Origin of the sequence: Xanthomonas sp. SHU 166 (genome assembly GCF_000364685.1) — a bacterium.
Classification (GTDB): domain Bacteria; phylum Pseudomonadota; class Gammaproteobacteria; order Xanthomonadales; family Xanthomonadaceae; genus Xanthomonas_A; species Xanthomonas_A sontii.
Map to the genome: position 1 here is coordinate 1 of NZ_AQOJ01000867.1, position 19,195 is coordinate 19,195.

Consider the following 19,195-nt stretch of genomic DNA (forward strand, 5'->3'; position numbering starts at 1 on the left):
AAGCTGAGCATGAAGGCGTTGGTGATCCAGGCCAAAGCCAGCGCGCTGCCGCCCAGGGCCGCGCCGATCGCCGGGGTGGCGACGGCACCGCCGGAGAAGTTCAGCGGCAGCGCCAGGGCGGCCAGGCACACCGCGGCCAGGGCGGCGCCGCGGCGCGGCAGGACAGTGGAATCGGGAGGCGAAGCGGAGGTCATCGGAGCGGCTCTGGGGGCGGATGTCGGAAGGCCACTAGAGATACCGAGGCGGCAATTCGCGAAAAAGGCCGCGATCCTCCGCGCTTTGCGGAATAGAACGCTCTAATATCGCGGCATGGACCGCCTAACCGGCATCGTCGCCTTCGTCCGGGCCGCCGAACAGCGCAGCTTCGTCGGCGCCGGCCGCGTGCTCGGCATCTCGGCCTCGGCGGTGGGCAAGAGCGTGGCCGCGCTGGAGCGCGAGTTCGGCGTGCGCCTGCTGCAGCGGACCACCCGGCGCATCGCGTTGACCGCCGAAGGTGCGTTGTTCCTGGAGCATTGCCAGCGCGTGCTGGCCGACCTGCGCGAGGCCGAGGACGCGCTGGCGCAGACCCGGCAGGCGCCGCGCGGGCGGCTGCGGGTCGGCCTGCCGACCATCGGCTACCGCTTCCTGGTGCCGCTGCTGCCGGAGTTCCGCCAGCGCTATCCGGACGTGGAGCTGGACCTGGAGTTCGACGACCGCGTGGTCGACCTGCTCGAGCACGGCCTGGACGCGGTGATCCGCAGCGGCGTGCAGGCCGACTCGCGGCTGCTGGCGCGGCGCCTGGGGCCGTTCCGCTTCTGCCTGTGCGCGGCGCCGGACTACCTGCGCCGCCGCGGCGTGCCGCAGACCCCGGCGGAGCTGGCCGCGCACGACGGCGTGCTGTTCCGCGTTCCCGATACCGGCAAGCCGCAGGATTGGCCACTGGCCGAACCGGCGCCGCTGCCGCCGGCGGTGCTCACCTGCAACAACATGGAAGCGGTGCGCGCCGCGGCGATCGCCGGCCTGGGCATCGCCTGCATGCCGGCGTTCCTGGCGCAGGACGCGTTGGCCGATGGCCGCCTGCAGTCGGTGCTGGACGCGCACCTGACCGACGGCGGCGCGTTCTTCGTGGTGTGGCCGTCGCGTCGGCAACTGTCGCCGAAGCTGCGCGTGTTCGTGGATTTTCTCGCCGAACGGCTGTTCCGCACCGATTGACGCCACGTCGTGTGCCGGGCGACGCGCGCTGTCGCAGCCGCTGCGCCGCCGCACCGGCTAAAATGCGCGGGTGGATGTCTCTCATTTGCTCGACGATCTGAACCCCGCCCAGCGCGAGGCCGTTTCCGCAGCGCCCGGCCACTATCTGGTCCTGGCCGGCGCCGGCTCCGGCAAGACGCGCGTGCTCACCCATCGCATCGCCTGGTTGCACCAGGTGCATGGGGTGCCGGTGCACGGCATTCTGGCGGTCACCTTCACCAACAAGGCTGCGGGCGAGATGCGCCACCGCGCCGATCTGCAGTTGCGCAACGGCAGCCGCGGCATGTGGATCGGCACCTTCCACGGCCTGGCGCACCGCCTGCTGCGCCTGCACTGGCAGGACGCGAAGCTGCCCGAGAGCTTCCAGGTGCTCGACGCCGACGACCAGCTGCGGCTGGTCAAGCGCGTGGTGCAGCAGCTGGAGCTGGACGAGGGCAAGTACCCACCCAAGCAGATCGTGTGGTGGATCAACCAGCAGAAGGACGAGGGCCGCCGCGCCCAGCACATCCAGCCGGAACCGCGCGACGAGTGGGTGACCACCCTGCGCAACGCCTACGCGCTGTACCAGGAGCGCTGCGACCGCGCCGGCCTGGTCGACTTCGCCGAACTGCTGCTGCGCGCACACGAATTGTTGCGCGACACCCCGGCGCTGCTGGCGCACTACCGCGCCCGCTTCGGCGAGATCCTGGTCGACGAATTCCAGGACACCAACGCCATCCAGTACGCGTTCGTGCGCGTGCTCGCCGGCGACAGCGGCCACGTGTTCGTGGTCGGCGACGACGACCAGGCGATCTATGGCTGGCGCGGCGCCAAGGTCGAGAACGTGCAGCGCTTCCTCACCGATTTCCCCAGCGCGCAGACCATCCGCCTGGAGCAGAACTACCGCTCCAGCGCCAACATCCTCAACGCCGCCAACGCGGTGATCGCGCACAATCCCGACCGGATCGGCAAGCAGTTGTGGACCGATTCGGGCGATGGCGAGCCGATCGACCTGTACGCGGCCTACAACGAGGTGGACGAGGCGCGCTACGTGGTCGAGCGCGTGCGCCAGTGGGTGCGCGACGGCGGCAGCTACAGCGAGGCGGCGGTGCTCTACCGCAGCAACGCGCAGTCGCGCGCCTTCGAAGAGGCGCTGATCGCCGAACAGGTGCCATATCGGGTCTATGGCGGCATGCGTTTCTTCGAGCGCGCCGAAATCAAGGACACCCTGGCCTATCTGCGCCTGGTCGCCAATCGCGCCGACGATGCGGCGTTCGAACGCGCGGTCAACACCCCGCCGCGCGGCATCGGCGACCGCACCCTGGACGAAGTGCGGCGTTTGGCGCGCGCGCAGTCGCTGTCGCTGTGGGCGGCGGCGCGACAGGCCGCGCAGCAGGGCGGCGACCTGGCCGCACGCGCGCGCAACGCGCTGGGCCAGTTCCTCGGCCTGATCGAGCAACTGGCCCTGGACGTGGCCGGGCTGCCGCTGCCCGAACAGATCGACCAGGTGCTGGCGCGCTCCACCCTGCGCGAGCACTGGGGCAAGGAAAGCCGCGGCGGGCTGGATTCGGAATCGCGCACCGACAACCTCGACGAACTGGTGTCGGTGGCCTCGCGCTTCGTCCGTGCCGACGGCGACGAGGACGCCGACGAAGGCCGCCAGGCGATGACCGAACTGGTCGCGTTCCTGGCCTACGCCTCGCTGGAGGCCGGCGAAGGCCAGGCCCAGGCCGGCGAGGAAGGCGTGCAGCTGATGACCCTGCACTCGGCCAAGGGCCTGGAATTTCCGATCGTGTTCCTGGCCGGCATGGAAGACGGCCTGTTCCCCAGCGCGCGTTCGCTGGAAGAGAGCGGGCGCCTGGAGGAAGAGCGGCGCCTGGCCTACGTCGGCATCACCCGTGCCCGCCACAAGCTGGTGCTGAGCTATGCCGAGTCGCGGCGCATTCACGGTCAGGACAACTACAACGTGCCCTCGCGCTTCCTGCGCGAGATCCCGCGCGAACTGCTGCACGAAGTGCGGCCGAAGGTGCAGGTCTCGCGCAGCGCCTCGCTGGGCGCGCCGCGCAGCCTGGGGCACAGCGTGATCGAGGCCCCGGCGATCAAGCTCGGCGCCAACGTGCAGCACCCCAAGTTCGGCGGCGGCGTGGTCATCGACTACGAAGGCAGCGGCGCGCACGCCCGCGTGCAGGTGCAGTTCGACGAAGCCGGCGCCAAGTGGCTGGTGATGGCGTACGCCAATCTGACCCTGTTGTAGGTGCGCTCTTCGGTCCCGTCTGCGGACGCGGCGGGATGGCGACATGCTCGACGTTCTAAATGTCTTCAATAGAAGACTTAAAGCTGCATAAGATTCATAATTGAAGACTATTTTTCGATTTGCGGCCGATGTCTGCCGCGGTATGATGTATCCGATTAATTGCATAAACGCCGTTTGCGTATCGGATTGAAGACATGGCTGCTTACGACAGGTTGTCGCCATTGGCGAGCTCGGCCATCACGTCGCTGGGAGACGTCATTCGTCGCGGCCGTAGAGCCCGGACGATGACCCAGGAGGAACTGGCCGAGCGTGCCCGGGTCAGCCGTCTGACCGTCCTCAAGATCGAATCGGGCAATCCCGGCGTCGCCATCTGGGCGTGGGTCAGCGTCATGGAAGTGCTGGGCCTGCTTGGCACATTGCAGGCATTGCACGATCCGGTGGCGCAGGCCATGGATGCGGCGCATGGACGCCGGGTGCGCAAGCGCGATCTGCGCAAGAAACTGGATTTCTGACGATGCCGGTCCACGAACGTTACGTCATGATCCGCCTTGAGGGAGCCGATCAGGACGTGCCCGCAGGGCTGCTGACGCTGGTGGAAACGCACGCCGCATCAGTCGGTAGCCGGTTTGCCTATGGCATGCGCTATTCCCGCCGCCCCGGCGCCATCGACGTCGATCCCCGCAGCCTGCGCCTGGACGAAGTAGTGCCCGGTATCGAGGTCGCGCCGCCGGGCGATCTCGCCCTTTTCGGCGCCATCCGCGATGCCCTTCCCGATGCCTGGGGCCGGCGCGTGCTTGCCAACACGCTGCGCATCCAGGAAGGCCAACTCAACGACCGGGTGCTGATCGACAATTCCAGTCCCAATCGCAGCGGTGCCCTCGACTTCCGTCGCAGTCCCGAAGACGCGCCGCGCGACAGCGGTCTGCTGCGGCCGATGCATCTGGATCATCTGCTCGATGCCGCCGAGCGAATCGAAGAGGGCGAGTCCGTTCCGCAACACTTGCTCGAGCTGCTGGGCGAGGCGCCCACGCTCGGCGGCATGCGGCCCAAAGCGGTGCTGGTCGATCAGGGACGGCAATGGTTGGCCAAGTTCCCGACCCGGCGCGATCCGTTCGACATTCCCTTGATCGAGCACGCCACGCTGGAACTGGCCCGTCTTGCCAAGATGGATGTTCCCGACACCCGGCTGATCGATGTGCCAGGTCGCGGGACGGTGATGATGATTGCGCGCTTCGATCGCGGCACCGAGGCCGAGGGCTATCGCAAATGGCATATGGTCAGTGCGCTGACGGCGCTGGGCGTGCATGAAATGGATTCGCCGAAGATGGCCTATGCGGACATCGCCGACGCGCTGGGCCGGCTGGGTGCGGCGGGACAGGTGACTGCCGATCGCCACGAACTGTTCCGGCGCATGGTGTTCAACATTCTGGTCTGCAACGACGACGACCATCTCCGCAACCACGCGCTTGTGTACCGTGGCGACCTCGGCGGCTGGCGCCTGAGCCCGCTCTACGACGTGGTTCCCAGGCCGAGCGGCGGCAGCGAGCGCTTCCTGCATCTGGGGATCGGCGCACAGGGGCGCCTGTCCACGCTCGACAACGCGCTCACGCACTGCGCGAGGTTTGCCCTCACCACCGCGGCCGCGGCAGCGGTGATCGATGAGGTGGCGGGCGTGGTGCGCGAGTGGAAAGGCCACTTCGAGGCGCAAGGCGTACCTGGTTCGCAGATCGACAAGGTGCAGAACGCATTCCGGCGGCCATCGCAGATCGGCCTGGCGCAAGTGAACCGGTTCCTGTAACGCGGTCTGCCGCTCGCGGCGGGCTGGCGCGACTGGCCGGGCAGGACGGGCATCTACGCAGGGAGCATCCATGGTCTTGCTTCATGGTCCCTACGTCAGCGACCGCGGCCGCGCCAGGACGACAGGCGATGACCGAGCTGGTTGGGTTCCTGGCCTGTACCTCGCTGGAGAGCTGCGTAGGCCAGCACCGGTCTGACATGCCGCGCCCGGCGGGTGGGTCAGCGCGACGACGGCGTGGCAGACGCCGCGACGCGGGTGAAGTAGTTGGTGCGCATCGTCGGCGTGCCGTCCGGCGCGAACGCGGACACGGTTTCGGTCATCGAGCGGCCGTCCGCGGCGACGGTGTAGATGCGGGTCGAGGCCACGCTCCTGTCCTTGGACAGCATCATCACCAGCACGTTGGGCGCGGGCATCCGCAGGGCGAAGACATCGGCCTCGAAGTTGTTCTTCACCGGCGTGGCGCGGCCATCGAGCGCGGCGACGCCTTCGGCATGCATGGTGCCGCCGCCCTGTTCGGCGATGTCGACCTTGACCGCCCACTTGCCCTTGCCCACCTCGCTGAAGCGCAGGGTGACGGCCTTGGGCCGGTCCAGGGGTGCCCGATCCAGGCGCGCCACGTCCACGGCCCAGTTGCCGAGCAGGGGCGAGGGCGCAGCGGGTGCGGCGGATGCGGACAGACACGGCGACAGCAGCATCGCGAGCGCGACGGCGAACAGCAGTTTCATGTGACCTCCCGGGAATGGTGTGCGGCGATGAGGACAGCCAATGGCGTGCGCTGCGCGCGTTCGCTCGGTCGAGCGTGCCGGGGTGCCGAAGAGCGCATCCGTGCGACGGCATGACCATCCTGCTCCAGGACGCGTGCGCTGCGACGCTGGCACCGGGGGCGTACCGCAACAAGTCCGGTGGTCAGGAGGCTGGGTCCGTCGCGCACACGGCCTCGCTCAGCCCGCGCCACGCCGTCGCCGCGCCTCCAGCAGAGCATAGCCTGCACAGGCCAGCAGCAGCGGGCCGAGGTAGTAGAAGGCGCGATAGGCCAGCAATGCCGCCAGCAGTTCCGCTTGCGGCGCCTGCGTCCCGAGCAGCGGCAGCACCACCGCTTCGAGCACGCCGATGCCGGCCGGCACGTGGGCGATGGCGGTGGCCACGGCCGCCGCCAGCAGTGCGCCGAGCGCCGCGGTATAGGCCACGCCGGCCGGCATCAGCAGGTACAGCAGGGCGCCCATCAGCGCCCAGTTGCCGGTGCCCAGGCCGAGTTGCAGCAGCGCCAGCGGCAACGGCGGCAGGTGCAGGACGTGGCCGCGCACCTGCAGCGTGCGGCCATGCGCGCGCTTGCAGGCGATCAGATACGCCAGCACCGCGGCCAGCATCGCGGCGCCGATCCAGGGCAGTGCCGCGCCGCTGAGCGGCCACTGTGCCGGCATGCGCAGCCGCCCGCTGACCAGCAGCACGCCGGTCAGCAGCAGATAGCCCATCCAGTTGGTGGCGATGGCGAAGCCGACCACGCGGCTGATCGTCGCCAGGCCCAGCCCAGCGCGTCCGTACAGGCGGTAGCGGATCGCGGTGCCGCCGATCAGCGCACCGACATTCAGGCTGAAGGCGTAGGCGATGTCCGCGATCGCCATGACCCGCGGCGTCGGTACCGCATGCGCCGCGTAACGTCGCGCGGCCAGGTCGTAGCCGGCATACAGCACGTAGCTGGCCAGGCTCAGGCCTGCGGCGGCGGCCAGGGTGCCGGCACCGTAGCCGGCGAGGGTGGTGCCGACTTGCGCCCAGTCCACCTTGCGCGCCGCACGTACCAGCAATACCGCCACCAGGACCAGGAAGGCCAGATAGGCGAAGCGGCGCAGCATGCGCCAACGCGTGCGCGGATGGTTCATGGCGCGTGCCGCTTGCGCCGCAGCACCGCAGTGCGCGGCGTGCGCTTGGGCAGGCGGCTGGCCCACTGCGGCACGTTGCGCAGCACATGGAACAGCAGCGGCCGCAGCAGCGGTTGCCAGAAGCGTCCGTGCGGCACCTGCGCCGGCACGACTTCGCGGCAGTGCCGTTGCATCAGTCGCTGCAGGCGCCCGTGCAGGTCGCGCGCGAAGGCGGCATCGCGGATCACCAGGTTGGCTTCCAGGTTCAGCGCCAGGCTCAGTGGATCCAGGTTGCTCGATCCCACCGTGCTCCAGTGCCCATCGATCACCGCGACCTTGCCGTGGAACGGGCGCTCGCAGTACTCGAAGATCTGCACGCCGGCGTCGACCAGATGCCGGTACAGCGCGCGTGCGGCGGACAACGCCAGCGGCGTGTCCGGTTGCCCCTGGAAGATCAGCTTCACCGCCACGCCGCGGCGCGCAGCGGCGCACAGGTCGCGCAGGAAGCCGTAGCCGGGGAAGAAGTAGGCGTTGGCGAGCATGATCTGGTGCCGCGCGTTGCGGAATGCCTGCCGGTAGGCGCGCTCGATGCTGCGTGAACGGCCGGCGTTGTCGCGCGGCAGGAAGCACACCTCGGCCGCGCCGGCGGGCGGCACATCGACGTTCTCCTGCGGCACCCAACCCGCACCGGTACCGTGGGTGGCCAGGGTCCGGCGCACGAACGCGACCATATCCGCCACCACCGGGCCTTGTACCTCCACCGCGTAGTCCTGTTTCGCCTCCGGGCCGAAATCGGCCAGGTGATCGGCCGACCAGTTGATGCCGCCGATCATGCCGATCCGCCCGTCCACCACCAGCAGCTTGCGGTGCATGCGCCGGAACACGTTCAGGCGCACGCCGAGCAGGGTCGGCTGCTGGTCGAACAGGCGCAGCTCGGCGCCGGCCTCGGTCAGTTCGCGCACGAAGCCGGGCGAGAGATCCGGCGAGCCGAACGCATCCACCAGCAGGTGCACGCGCACGCCGCGACGCGCGGCCGCGACCAGGTGGTCCTTCAGCGCCAGGCCGACCTCGTCCTCGAACCAGATGAAGGTCTCCAGCAGCACCTCGTGCCGGGCCGCGTCGATCGCGGCGAAGGCGCGCGGGAAATACGCATCGCCGTTCTCCAGCAACTGCAGGCGGTGGCCCTGGCGCCAGCGCGTGTCGCGGTTCGCGGTCCGGTTCACAGCACGATCCTGGCATGCAGCGGGGCGTGGTCGGACAGGTGCGACCATGGCCGGCCGGTCAACACCCGTGCGGCCTCGATGCGCACGTTGCGCACATAGATGCGGTCCAGCGGCAACAGCGGCCAGCGCGCCGGGAAGCTGCGCGCCACGCGTCCGTGCAGCTGCGCAAAGGCCTCGGTCAGGCCATGCCGCTGCAGCAGCGGATGCCCGCGCTGGCGCCAGTCGTTGAAGTCGCCTGCGACGATCAGCGGCGCCTGTGACGGCAGTTCGGCGATCAGCGCGCCGAGCAGGCCGATCTGCCGGCGCCGGTGCGCCTCGCGCAGGCCCAGATGCACGCAGATCGCATGCACCGCCTCGGCATGCCCGGGGATCTCCAGCACCGCATGCAACAGCCCGCGGTGCTCGTGGCCGGCGATGGAGACGTCGCGGTTGACGAAGGAGGCGATCGGAAAGCGCGACAGCAGCGCGTTGCCGTGATGCCCATGCGGATACACCGCATTGCGGCCGTAGGCGAACTGCGGCCACAGCGCGTCGGCGAGGAATTCGTACTGGCTCTGCGCCGGCCAGTCGGCGTGGCGGCCGGCATGCAACTGATGCTCGCCCAGCACCTCCTGCAGGAACACTAGGTCCGCGGGCAGCGCGCGGATTGCCGCGCGCAGCTCCGGCAGCATGAAGCGCTGCTTCAGCACGCTGAAGCCCATGTGCGCATTGATGGTCAGCAACTCGATCGCAGGCATGCCGGGGCAGGACGGAAACCACGCCTGCCATTGTCGTCGGCGTCCGCGTGCGGCGCGTGACGGTGCCGCGTCGCGCACCTGCCGCCGCTGCGTTGTCGGCAGCGGCGGCGGTGTCGGCTCAGTGCCGTGCGGCGATGATCTTGCTCAGGTAGTCCGGCGTGCCCTCGACCCGCACCAGGTGCGGATACTGCAGGCCGTCGTGGTAGTTCACCGGCACGTCGCGCACGCCGCCCTGATATTTGAGCGTCAGCACGATCGGCGCGCTGCCGCCCTTGGCGTCGGCGATGGCCTGCTTGAGCGTGTCGCGCGAATAGTCCTGGCCGTTGACCGCGAGCACCGTGGCGCCGCTGCTGACCCCGGCCTTGAACGCCGGGCCATCCCACAGCACGTCATTGATGCTGGCGTCGTCGTTCATCACCAGGCCGATCGACCAGGCGAAGTTGTAGCGGTGCCGCGCCGACTGGTGGCGGCCGTCGTACTGCTTTTCGAACGCGCTGGGCTGGTCGGTGTACACCAGCTTCCAGCCGCTGGCCTGCAGGCCTTCCAGCAGCGGCGGATCCACCTGGTACACGCGGCGGTTGATGTAGTCGGCCCAGTCGTAGTGGACCACGCCGTCGAGCGCGGCGATGACGTCGTCGAAGGTGTAGGTCTTGACCGCGAAACTGCCGTCGTCGATGCCGAAGAACGCCTTGGCCACGTCGTCCAGCGACTTGCGCCCGCCGCTCATCGCGCGCAGCTTGGCGTCCACCGCCAGCCACACCATCTGCCCGCCGCTGTAGTAGTCCTCGCTCATCTGCCAGCTGCGGTAGGGCAGCGGGGACCGGTGCGCGGCGGTGGGGTCGTTGGTGGTGTCCTCCAGCGAGCGCCAGCGGAAGCCGGCGCGGTTGCGGTCGTAGTTGGCGGCGGTCATCGCCAGCGCGTCGCGGAACTGCTGCGGCGTCCACATCCCGGCGCGCGCGGTCAACACATAGCCCCAGTACTGGGTCTGGCCCTCGTAGACCCACAGCAGCGAGTCGCCCATCGGCACGTTGAAGGTCGGCGTCCACAGGTCGGCCGGGCGCCGGAACTTGCCATTCCACGAGTGCGTGTATTCGTGCGCCAGAAGATCGCGGTCCGGCGCATTCTCGTCCCAGGCGCTGAAGTAGTCGGCAGCCAGTCCGTTCTCGCTGGACTGGTGGTGTTCCAGGCCGTTGCCGCCCAGCACGTCCGACAGCGAGAACAGGAAGTCGTAATGCGCGTAGTGGTGCGAGCCGAACAGCTTGATCGCCTGCACCGGCAGGTTGCGGTGCGCCTGCAACTGCTCGGCGCTGATGTCCAGGAACCGCGGCGCGTCGGCGACCACGTCCAGGTGCACCGGCGCGCCGCCGGCCGGGGTCAGGTCCACGCGCTTGAAGTAGCGCCCGGCGTAGATCGGCGAGTCGACCAGGGTGGTGAAGTCCACCGGCTTGAAGGTGGTGGTGGCGCCGTTGCGGCTGGCGGTCTCCAGCGCGGTGCCGAACTCCCAGCCGGCCGGCAGGGTCACGCTGGGCGCCACGGTGATGCCGCGGGTGTCGTGGCCGGCCGGGTACAGCGCCACCTTGTTCCATTCCAGCTGCAGCATCTTGTCGGTCATCTCGAAGCCGTCGTCGCGCGGCGACAGGTACTGGAAGCTGGCGTCGATCGCGCTCACGCCCTGCGGCACGTCGACGTGGAAGCTGTACACGTCGAAGGTGTCGCGGCGCCACGGCAGCGGCTTGCCGTTGGCGGTGAGGGTGAGACCGGCCAGCATCGCCACCGGCCCGCTCGGCGAATGGTCGCCGGGAATCCACTGCGGGTACTGCAGGGTCAGCCGCCCGGCGCTGACCGGGATGGTCTCGTGCACCCGGTAGATACCCTGGCGCACATCGCCGGCGTCCACCTGCAGGGTCAGGGTGCCGGGGTAGGGCGTGTCCTGCGGCGCCGGCACGTCCGGTGTGCGCACCACCTGCGCCTGCGCGGCGCTGGCGAGCGCAAGACCGATGCCGAGGACCAGCGCCCGGCGGGCGCGACGGGAGGCGGGGAAAGCGGTGGCGGACATGCGCGGCTCCGAGGGCGATGGGTGCGGAAACGCGGAACGTTAGCACCTGCCGCCATCGCCGGCGCACTTGCCCAGCCCGGTCATGCAGGTGCCGGGCAATGCCGTTCATCCGGGGGCCACGGGGCCCGGGCTGTGATCCCGGGACGGCCGCGCGACAGCGGTGTCCCTCTGGCGTCTGGCGGCAGCGGCGGTCGTCCAGCGCTGGCCCGCTGTGGACCGCCGCCAAGTGCGCAACCCCTTGGACTCCAGCTGCATCACAGCTGCGGCGTTGCAGCCGGAAAGTGTGCCGCCTCAGTCTTTCAGCGCCCCGTCGCTCGGATCGCTGGCGGCATAGGTCGAGGTTGGCAACTCCGCATCATGCGGATGCCGCAACGCCTCGCGCAGCGGCGCCGGCAGGTGCTCGACCGCCAGCATCACCTTGCCGAAATGCACGTCGCGCACCGCGCTCGCCGGCACCACGAAATCGCCGCCGTTCTCGATATTGACGACGAACGTGGCGCCGCCGTCGCGCACCTCGCGCACTGCCCCCACACCGACCTCGCCATCGGCGACGAACACCATCTGACCTGCTTCCACATGTTCGGACATCGCGCACCGCCTTTGTCTGGGAAGAGCCCACGCGGGCTGGAATGCGCCGGCATGGGCGTTCGATGATCGGACGCGCAGGCGTTGCTGGACGGTGAATGCCGCGTGGTCTGCGGGTCACGACATCGTCGTGGCTGCCGTGTGCGCGTCACCGCCAGGGACACGCGCCGTGACGCAGCGCGATGCGATCATTCGCGTTCGACCACTGCCTGGGAGGGCAAGGATGCGAAGCGAGAAAGAGAAGATGCTAGCCGGCGAACCGTATCGTCCCAACGACGCACAGCTACAGGCCGAGCAGGACGCGGCCAGTGCCTGGATGCAGCGCTACAACGCGGCGCTGGCCGAGCCACCGGCGCGGCGGCACGCGCTGCTGGTCGAAGGACTGGGTTCGGTGGGACGCGGCGCGGTGGTGCGGCCGCCGTTCCATTGCGACTACGGCTACAACATCCATCTCGGCGAGGACGTGTTCCTCAACTTCAACTGCGTGATCCTGGACGTGGCACCGGTGCACATCGGCGCCGGCACCCAGATCGGGCCGGCGGTGCAACTCTATGCCGCCGATCATCCGCGCGAGGCCGCGCAGCGCGCCGAAGGGTTGGAGTTGGGGCGGCCGGTGACGATCGGGCGCAACGTCTGGATCGGCGGCGGCGCGATCGTACTGCCCGGTGTGACCATCGGCGACGACGCGGTGGTCGGCGCCGGCAGCGTGGTCACCCGCGACGTGCCGGCCGGCGCGCGCGTGGCCGGCAATCCAGCACGCCTGCTGAAGCCGCACAGCGACTGAATTTGATCCGGGTCAAGGCAGGCGCTGCGCAGCGGGTGTGCAATGCTTTCCTGGCCGCCACGCGCGGCGTTACCGGAGCACCGCCATGTACCAGCGCATCCTGATCGCCATCGATGGTTCCGAGTTGTCCGCCAAGGGGTTGCAGCAGGGGCTGGCGCTGGCCGCCAAGCTCGGCGCGGACGTGGATATCGTCACCGTGTCCGAGCCGTGGGCAATGGGCATGTACGACGCGATGGGCTGGAGCGTGGGCTACGAGGCCAGCCCCGAATACCGCCAGGACCGCGAAGCCGGCGCGCAGAAGATCCTGGCGCCGGCACTGGCCGCCGCCGCGGCCACCGGCGTGACCGCGCACGGTCGCCACGTGCTCGACCGCTACGCCGCCGAGGGCATCATCGACATGGCCGTGGCCTGCAACAGCGATCTGATCGTGATGACCTCGCATGGCCGCCGCGGCATGAGCCGGGTCCTGCTCGGTAGCCAGACCGCGGAAGTGCTGGCCAACAGCCAGGTGCCGGTGCTAGTGATCCGCTGAGGTGCTGACCGGCCCGCGCCGGCATCGGCGCGGTGCGGAAGACGTTCGAGGCCGGCATCCGGCCGCTGGTGGGAGCGACTTACCGCTTTGCAGCGACGCTTCGGCCTGTCACGCGGCTGCGCCGAGGGGCGACGCCGCGACAGGGGCTGGCAGCCGGCACGTGCATGCATTCGTCCGTCTGGGCAGATCGGGGACGCGAGCACGCCCGCGCGCCGCCACCGTTGGGCGACGTGCCGGGCGCGCCATTACCAGCTGTACAGCTTCCAGTACACCGGCGACACATTGTCCTTGCTGCCGTCCACTTCCATGTGGCCGTCGCCGTTGCGGTCGTACAGGTAGTAGGCCGGGCCGCGCGCCGGGGTCACCTTGACCATACGCAGTTGGCCACCCACGCGGTATTCGTCGACGGTATCGCCGTTGTCCATCTTGCGCTGGGTCGTTTCCGCGCCGCGCACGTCCATCGGCGCGCCGTCCGGGCCGAGGCCGGTGGAGGCGCAGCCCGCCAGCAGCAACAGCGGGACCAGGATCAGGGCTTTCATTGCGGTGTTCTCCACGGGCAGGACATGCGCAGAGTATGCGCCGAGTGTCTGCATGCGGTGTGGGAATGGCGCGCCGCACCCTCACCCCAACCCCTCTCCCGGTGGGAGAGGGGCCAGCCCCCCGTCCCTGGGGACGTACCCGCTTCAGGGCCGCGAACACGCCGCAGCGTAGAATTGGCCGATGAGCCGATTAGTCCTGATCGACGGGTCCAGTTACCTGTATCGCGCGTTCCACGCGCTTCCGCCGCTGACCAATGCCGCCGGCGAGCCCACCGGCGCGCTGTTCGGCGTGGTCAACATGTTGCGCGCCACCCTCAAGGAGCGCCCCGAGTACGTGGCCTTCGTGGTCGACGCGCCGGGCAAGACCTTCCGCGACGACCTGTACCCGCAGTACAAGGCCAACCGCCCGCCGATGCCCGACGAGCTGCGCGCGCAGGTCGAGCCGATGTGCCAGATCGTGCATGCGCTGGGCATCACCATCCTGCGCCAGGACGGGGTCGAGGCCGACGACGTGATCGGCACCCTGGCCCTGCAGGGCGCCGGCGACGGCCTGGACGTCACCATTTCCACCGGCGACAAGGATTTCGCCCAGCTGGTGCGCCCCGGCGTGCAACTGGTCAACACCATGAGCGGCAGCCGCATGGATTCGGATGCGGCGGTGATGGAGAAGTTCGGGGTCTGGCCGCACCAGATCGTCGACCTGCTGGCACTGATGGGCGACGCCATCGACAACGTGCCGGGCGTGGAGAAATGCGGACCCAAGACCGCGGCCAAGTGGCTGGCCGAGTACGGCTCGCTGGACGGGGTGATCGCTCACGCCGACAGCATCAAGGGCAAGATCGGCGACAACCTGCGCGCGGCGCTGCAGCGCCTGCCGCTGAACCGCGAACTGGTCACCATCAAGACCGACGTGGCGCTGCCCGGCGGCCCGCGCACCCTGGGCCTGCGCGAACAGGAGCCGGAGCAGTTGCGCGGCCTGTACCAGCGCTACGGCTTCACCCAGGCGCTGCGTGACCTGGACGGCGGCGTGGCCGCACCGGAGGCCGCCAGCGAGGCGACGCCCAGCCTGCGCGGCACCGCCGCCGGCTATGCCCGGGCCGCGGCGCCGGCCGCCGATACGGCGCTGGACCCGGCACTGGCCGCCAAGGGCGACTACACCGCGGTGACCACACCCGAGGCGTTCGAAGCACTGCTGGTGCGCCTGCGCGCCGCCGACGGCTTCGCCTTCGACACCGAGACCGACGCGCTGGACGCGATGCGTGCCAACCTGGTCGGGCTCAGCTTCGCCACCGAGCCGGGCCGCGCCGACTATCTGCCGCTGGGCCACGACTACCCGGGCGCGCCGGTGCAACTGGATCGCGCGCTGGCGCTGGAGATGCTCAAGCCACTGCTGGAGGACCCGTCCAAGGCCAAGGTCGGCCAGCACGGCAAGTACGACCTGCACGTGCTGCGCCGCCACGGCGTGAAGGTGCGCGGCTACGCCGACGACACCATGCTCGAGAGCTTCGTGCTCAACTCCACCGCCAGCCGCCACGACATGGACTCGCTGGCCCGGCGCTACCTGGGCTACGACACGGTCAAGTACGAGGATGTGGCCGGCAAGGGCGCCAAGCAGATCGCGTTCTCGCAGGTGGCCATCGACGACGCCACCGGCTACGCCGCCGAGGACGCCGACATCACCCTGCGCCTGCACCGCACGCTGTCGGCGCAACTGGAGGCCGAACCGGCGCTGGCGCGGGTCTACCGCGAGATCGAGATGCCGCTGGTGCCGGTGCTGGCGCGGGTCGAGGCCAACGGCGTGTGCGTGGACATCGCCGAGCTGCGCAAGCAGAGCCAGGATCTGAGCCAGCGCATGCTGGCCGCGCAGCAGAAGGCCACCGCGCTGGCCGGGCGCAGCTTCAACATGGACTCGCCCAAGCAACTGCAGGCGGTGCTGTTCGATGAGCTAAAACTGCCGGCGGTGCTGAAGACCCCCAAGGGCCAGCCCAGCACCAACGAAGAAGCGCTGGAGGCGATCGCCGACCAGCACGAGCTGCCGCGGGTGATCCTGGAGTACCGTGGCCTGGCCAAGCTGCGCAGCACCTACACCGACAAGCTGCCGGAGATGGTCAACCCCGACACCGGTCGCGTGCACACCAGCTACCACCAGGCCGGCGCCGCCACCGGGCGGCTGTCCTCCTCCGATCCCAACCTGCAGAACATTCCGATCCGCACCGACGACGGCCGCCGCATCCGCCGCGCCTTCGTCGCCCCGCCCGGGCGCAAGCTGATCGCCTGCGACTATTCGCAGATCGAGTTGCGGATCATGGCCCACCTGTCCGAGGACCCGGGCCTGTTGCGCGCCTTCGGCAGCGGCGTGGACGTGCACCGCGCCACCGCCGCCGAGGTGTTCGGGCGCAAGCTCGAAGAGGTCACCGGCAACGAGCGCCGCGCCGCCAAGGCGATCAACTTCGGCCTGATGTACGGCATGAGCGCGTTCGGCCTGGCCCGCAACCTGGGCATCGGCCGCGGCGAGGCGCAGGACTACGTGGCGCTGTACTTCAGCCGCTACCCGGGCGTGCGCGACTTCATGGAGCGCATGCGCGAGCAGGCGCGCACCCAGGGCTACGTGGAGACCCTGTTCGGCCGCCGCCTGTACCTGAACGACATCAACGCCCGCCAGCAGGGCCTGCGCGCCGGTGCCGAGCGCGCGGCGATCAACGCCCCGATGCAGGGCACCGCCGCCGACATCATCAAGCGCGCCATGGTCGGCGTGGACGCCTGGCTGCAGGACCACCGCGACCGCGCGTTGATGATCCTGCAGGTGCACGACGAACTGGTGTTCGAAGCCGATGCCGACTTCGTCGACACCTTGCTGCCGGAAGTGACCGGGCGGATGTCCGCCGCGGCGGAGCTGAAAGTGCCGCTGGTGGTGGACAGCGGGGTGGGCGACAACTGGGACGAGGCGCATTGAGTGCCCGGGTTCCGGGCGTGTACCCGGGACCCGACCTGGCGCTGCGGTGTCTTGCGTAGACATCGCATGCGCATGCACGCCGGATATCGCAGAGGGTTTTCCGAAGGATTATCCCGCCCGCGATTTTCGCTTTCCCATTCGCGTTGGTTTTTTGACCCCATCGGGCGCGACAAGCCGCAAAATTCCTACTGGCGTCACACCCAGGGGCGTGCAGGATCGCTTTGATTGAACGGAATTTTGACGCGGTTTATTTGCGCGGATTTTCGGGAATGAATCCGTCCTTAATCTGACAAATTTTTAACTTAAATCTTCACGAACGAGCAAGGTGGGGAATGTTCTTATATCCCTCGACAGGCGCAATACCTGTCGCGGATCTCCTCCCATCCCCTGGAGCAGATCCAGGAACGGCGACTCCTCCCCAAGTCTCCGTTCCCTGGCCCCGCCGACCTCCCCCTGGTCCGCGGGGCTTTTTTATGCCCGCACGTTCGTGATGCCGCGCTGGCGGCGCGCGCGACCCGGCTCAGCGGCGCGCGTCGGTGGGCTGTTGCAGTTGGTAGAGCGCGTCGTCCAGGGTGTCCAGCTGCGTGGCCAGCAGCGCGCGGGCATCGTCCAGGCCGCGGTTGTAGTAATGCGCGCCGATGCGCTCGGCGACGAAGTCGAGCAGGAATTCGGCCTCGAACGCGCCGACCTGCTGCTGCAGCTCGGTGCGCAGGTAGGCCTGCAACTGTTCGGCGATGGCGCGCTTGTCCTCGCGGCCCAGCACGGCGGTGCGCGCCGGCGCGCTCATGCCAGCCATTCGCGCGGCACCAGGTACTCGGCCAGGCGCGCCTCGGCGCTGCCCGGTTCGGGCTGGAAGCCGTACTCCCAGCGCACCCGCGGCGGCAGGCTCATCAGGATGCTCTCGCTGCGGCCGCCGCTCTGCAGGCCGAACAGGGTGCCGCGGTCGTAGACCAGGTTGAATTCGACGTAGCGGCCGCGCCGGTACAGCTGGAACTCGCGCTCGCGCTCGCCCCAGGGCAGGCCGCGGCGGCGTTCCACGATCGGCAGGTAGGCATCGAGGAAGCCGTCGCCGACCGCGCGCTGGTAGGCGAAGTCGCGCTCGAAATCGGCATGCAGGTCGTCGAAGAACAGGCCGCCGACGCCGCGGGTCTCGTTGCGGTGCTTGAGGAAGAAGTACTCGTCGCACCAGCGCTTGTGCGCCGGATAGCGGTCTTCGCCGAACGGCGCGCACAGGTCGTGCGCGGTCTGGTGCCAGTGGCGGGCGTCCTCGTCGAACGGGTAGTACGGGGTCAGGTCGAAGCCGCCGCCGAACCACCAGGCCACGGTGGCGCCGTCGCGCTGCGCCTCGAAGTAGCGCACGTTGGCGTGGGTGGTGGGGATGTACGGGCTGAGCGGGTGGAACACCAGCGACACCCCGACCGCGCGCCACGAGGCGCCGGCCAGTTCCGGGCGGTTGGCGCTGGCCGAGGGCGGCAGGCGGGTGCCGGCGACGTCGGAGAAGCCGATGCCGGCCTGCTCGAACAGCGCGCCATCGCGCAGGATGCGGGTGCGGCCGCCGCCGCCCTCCGCGCGCTGCCAGAGGTCTTCGGCGAAACGGGCCTGGCCGTCGGCGGCCTCGACCGCCGCGCAGATGCGGTCTTGCAGGCCAGTGAGATAGTCGCGAACGCGGTCGAAGGTATGCATGCCGCCATTCTAGAAGCTGGCTGTGTCAGGCGTCTGCGGCGGGCTGCCCGGACTGCGCGGGCCGGTCGGCATGCGTCAGCGGCGGAACTCGGCGCGCAGCGCGGGGCGGCACAGCTGGTAGACCAGCCAGCCGTGCAGGCCGGCGAAGACCAGGGCGGTCAGCGCGCCGCTGACCATGAGCGTGATCCGGCCCAGCGCCAGGTCGTGCTGGAGTTGCTTTGGGTCGAAGGCGTGCTGTGGCGCCCAGACCTGCAACAGGTCGAGCAGTTGCAACAGCAGCGGCAGCACCGCGAAGTTGGCCGCGGCGGTGACCACCAGGAACACGATGAACGCCCGCCGCGCCCAGTCGCGCCGCTGCAGCAGCGCCCACGACGCCGCGCACAGGCCCGCCGACAGCAGCGCCGACAGCCAGGACAGCGCCAGTGCATGGGCGACGCACCACTGCAGCAGCGGCGGCAACGGCAGCCCGGCCTCGCGCAGCACGCCCTCGATCGCCCCGTCCGGCAGCGTCAGCAGCAGCAGCGCCTGGCCCAGCGAGTACAGCAGCGACAGCACCCCGATCAGCAGCGAGAGCTTGGCCATCGCATCGATATTCTGGTTGCGGGCGGCAGTGCGGGGCAGCGGCGGAGGCGGCATCGGCGGTCCTTCGGGGCGGGGCGGCGCTGGCGGCGCCGCACCGGCGGCAGTCCGGCAAGGATAGGGATGGCGGAGCAGGGCGCAAGCCGGCGTGGCGCGCGAGGGGGGCGCCTATGCCGGTGCGCGGCCTCTGGTCAGGGCGCTGCCGATGCGGTGTCGCCAGGAGCGGGGCTACGCCAAGGTCGTGCCGATGCCGTCTGCGTCCGGACGGCCTAGCTGCGGGCGCTCGCGTAGCAGCGGCTTCAGCCGCGACGCGCCTTACCGGGAAAGCCTCGTCGCGACCGAAGTCGCTCCCACAGGGGTTTGCGGCGAGCCCGCCGGGTGCACTGTGGGAGGGACTTCAGTCCCGA

General features: G+C 69.5%; 17 protein-coding genes and 1 pseudogene. 7 read left to right on the forward strand and 11 right to left on the reverse strand.

Annotated features, from left to right (window positions below; genetic code table 11):
- Positions 1 to 194: pseudogene (locus D180_RS19735) on the reverse strand (MFS transporter); the annotation flags it as partial.
- Between the two features lie 115 nt (positions 195 to 309).
- Between D180_RS19735 and D180_RS19740 the strand changes: the two are divergent.
- The 4 genes from D180_RS19740 (at position 310) to D180_RS19755 (ending at position 5,261) form a co-directional block, all read left to right on the forward strand.
- A complete protein-coding gene (locus tag D180_RS19740; protein ID WP_017914127.1) occupies positions 310 to 1,191 on the forward strand; it encodes a LysR substrate-binding domain-containing protein in 882 nt (293 codons plus the stop codon).
- 70 nt (positions 1,192 to 1,261) lie between these two features.
- A complete protein-coding gene (gene uvrD, locus D180_RS19745; RefSeq protein ID WP_043091413.1) occupies positions 1,262 to 3,463 on the forward strand; it encodes a DNA helicase II in 2,202 nt (733 codons plus the stop codon).
- 194 nt (positions 3,464 to 3,657) lie between these two features.
- On the forward strand, positions 3,658 to 3,975 hold the full coding sequence (locus D180_RS19750; RefSeq protein ID WP_223875660.1) for a helix-turn-helix transcriptional regulator: 318 nt from the start codon (positions 3,658 to 3,660) through the stop codon (positions 3,973 to 3,975).
- A gap of 2 nt (positions 3,976 to 3,977) precedes the next feature.
- Positions 3,978 to 5,261 (forward strand): HipA domain-containing protein, encoded by a 1,284-nt coding sequence (locus D180_RS19755; RefSeq protein WP_081616541.1) that lies wholly within the window; start codon positions 3,978 to 3,980, stop codon positions 5,259 to 5,261.
- A gap of 218 nt (positions 5,262 to 5,479) precedes the next feature.
- Here D180_RS19755 and D180_RS19760 read toward each other — a convergent pair whose 3' ends face one another.
- The 6 genes from D180_RS19760 to D180_RS19785 form a co-directional block, all read right to left on the reverse strand.
- Positions 5,480 to 5,986: a hypothetical protein gene (locus D180_RS19760; RefSeq protein ID WP_017914130.1), complete on the reverse strand. Its 507-nt coding sequence runs from the start codon at positions 5,984 to 5,986 to the stop codon at positions 5,480 to 5,482.
- A 216-nt stretch (positions 5,987 to 6,202) separates the two neighbouring features.
- A complete protein-coding gene (locus D180_RS19765) occupies positions 6,203 to 7,138 on the reverse strand; it encodes a lysylphosphatidylglycerol synthase domain-containing protein (protein WP_043091417.1) in 936 nt (311 codons plus the stop codon).
- Positions 7,135 to 8,340 (reverse strand): cardiolipin synthase ClsB, encoded by a 1,206-nt coding sequence (clsB, locus tag D180_RS19770; RefSeq protein WP_017914132.1) that lies wholly within the window; start codon positions 8,338 to 8,340, stop codon positions 7,135 to 7,137. Before clsB ends, D180_RS19765 begins: the two co-directional genes overlap by 4 nt.
- Positions 8,337 to 9,077 carry an endonuclease/exonuclease/phosphatase family protein gene (locus D180_RS19775; RefSeq protein WP_017914133.1) on the reverse strand — a complete coding sequence of 247 codons (741 nt, stop codon included), beginning with the start codon at positions 9,075 to 9,077 and terminating at the stop codon, positions 8,337 to 8,339. Before D180_RS19775 ends, clsB begins: the two co-directional genes overlap by 4 nt.
- Before the next feature lie 118 nt (positions 9,078 to 9,195).
- Positions 9,196 to 11,133 (reverse strand): M61 family metallopeptidase, encoded by a 1,938-nt coding sequence (locus D180_RS19780; RefSeq protein WP_017914134.1) that lies wholly within the window; start codon positions 11,131 to 11,133, stop codon positions 9,196 to 9,198.
- A 291-nt stretch (positions 11,134 to 11,424) separates the two neighbouring features.
- On the reverse strand, positions 11,425 to 11,694 hold the full coding sequence (locus D180_RS19785; RefSeq protein ID WP_043091418.1) for a hypothetical protein: 270 nt from the start codon (positions 11,692 to 11,694) through the stop codon (positions 11,425 to 11,427).
- A gap of 247 nt (positions 11,695 to 11,941) precedes the next feature.
- Here D180_RS19785 and D180_RS19790 point away from each other — a divergent pair, with 247 nt between their 5' ends.
- Positions 11,942 to 12,502 (forward strand): sugar O-acetyltransferase, encoded by a 561-nt coding sequence (locus tag D180_RS19790; RefSeq protein WP_017914136.1) that lies wholly within the window; start codon positions 11,942 to 11,944, stop codon positions 12,500 to 12,502.
- Between the two features lie 85 nt (positions 12,503 to 12,587).
- Positions 12,588 to 13,034 (forward strand): universal stress protein, encoded by a 447-nt coding sequence (locus D180_RS19795; RefSeq protein ID WP_017914137.1) that lies wholly within the window; start codon positions 12,588 to 12,590, stop codon positions 13,032 to 13,034.
- Between the two features lie 245 nt (positions 13,035 to 13,279).
- Here the strand turns inward: D180_RS19795 and D180_RS19800 are convergent, their stop codons facing one another.
- Positions 13,280 to 13,573 (reverse strand): DUF2782 domain-containing protein, encoded by a 294-nt coding sequence (locus tag D180_RS19800; protein WP_017910345.1) that lies wholly within the window; start codon positions 13,571 to 13,573, stop codon positions 13,280 to 13,282.
- 181 nt (positions 13,574 to 13,754) lie between these two features.
- On the opposite strand from D180_RS19800, the gene polA reads away from it, so the two are divergent.
- Positions 13,755 to 16,526, forward strand: coding sequence for a DNA polymerase I (gene polA, locus D180_RS19805; RefSeq protein WP_017914138.1), 2,772 nt, complete (start codon positions 13,755 to 13,757; stop codon positions 16,524 to 16,526).
- 520 nt (positions 16,527 to 17,046) lie between these two features.
- Here the strand turns inward: polA and D180_RS19810 are convergent.
- The 3 genes from D180_RS19810 to D180_RS19820 all read right to left on the reverse strand — a co-directional run bounded on the left by D180_RS19810 (position 17,047) and on the right by D180_RS19820 (position 18,845).
- Positions 17,047 to 17,313, reverse strand: coding sequence for a DUF2164 domain-containing protein (locus D180_RS19810; protein WP_017914139.1), 267 nt, complete (start codon positions 17,311 to 17,313; stop codon positions 17,047 to 17,049).
- Positions 17,310 to 18,209, reverse strand: a complete 900-nt coding sequence (gene hemF / locus D180_RS19815; protein ID WP_017910342.1) for an oxygen-dependent coproporphyrinogen oxidase — start codon at positions 18,207 to 18,209, stop codon at positions 17,310 to 17,312. Before hemF ends, D180_RS19810 begins: the two co-directional genes overlap by 4 nt.
- Positions 18,210 to 18,284: 75 nt before the next feature.
- Positions 18,285 to 18,845, reverse strand: a complete 561-nt coding sequence (locus D180_RS19820; RefSeq protein ID WP_017914140.1) for a hypothetical protein — start codon at positions 18,843 to 18,845, stop codon at positions 18,285 to 18,287.
- Positions 18,846 to 19,195: the final 350 nt, after the last annotated feature.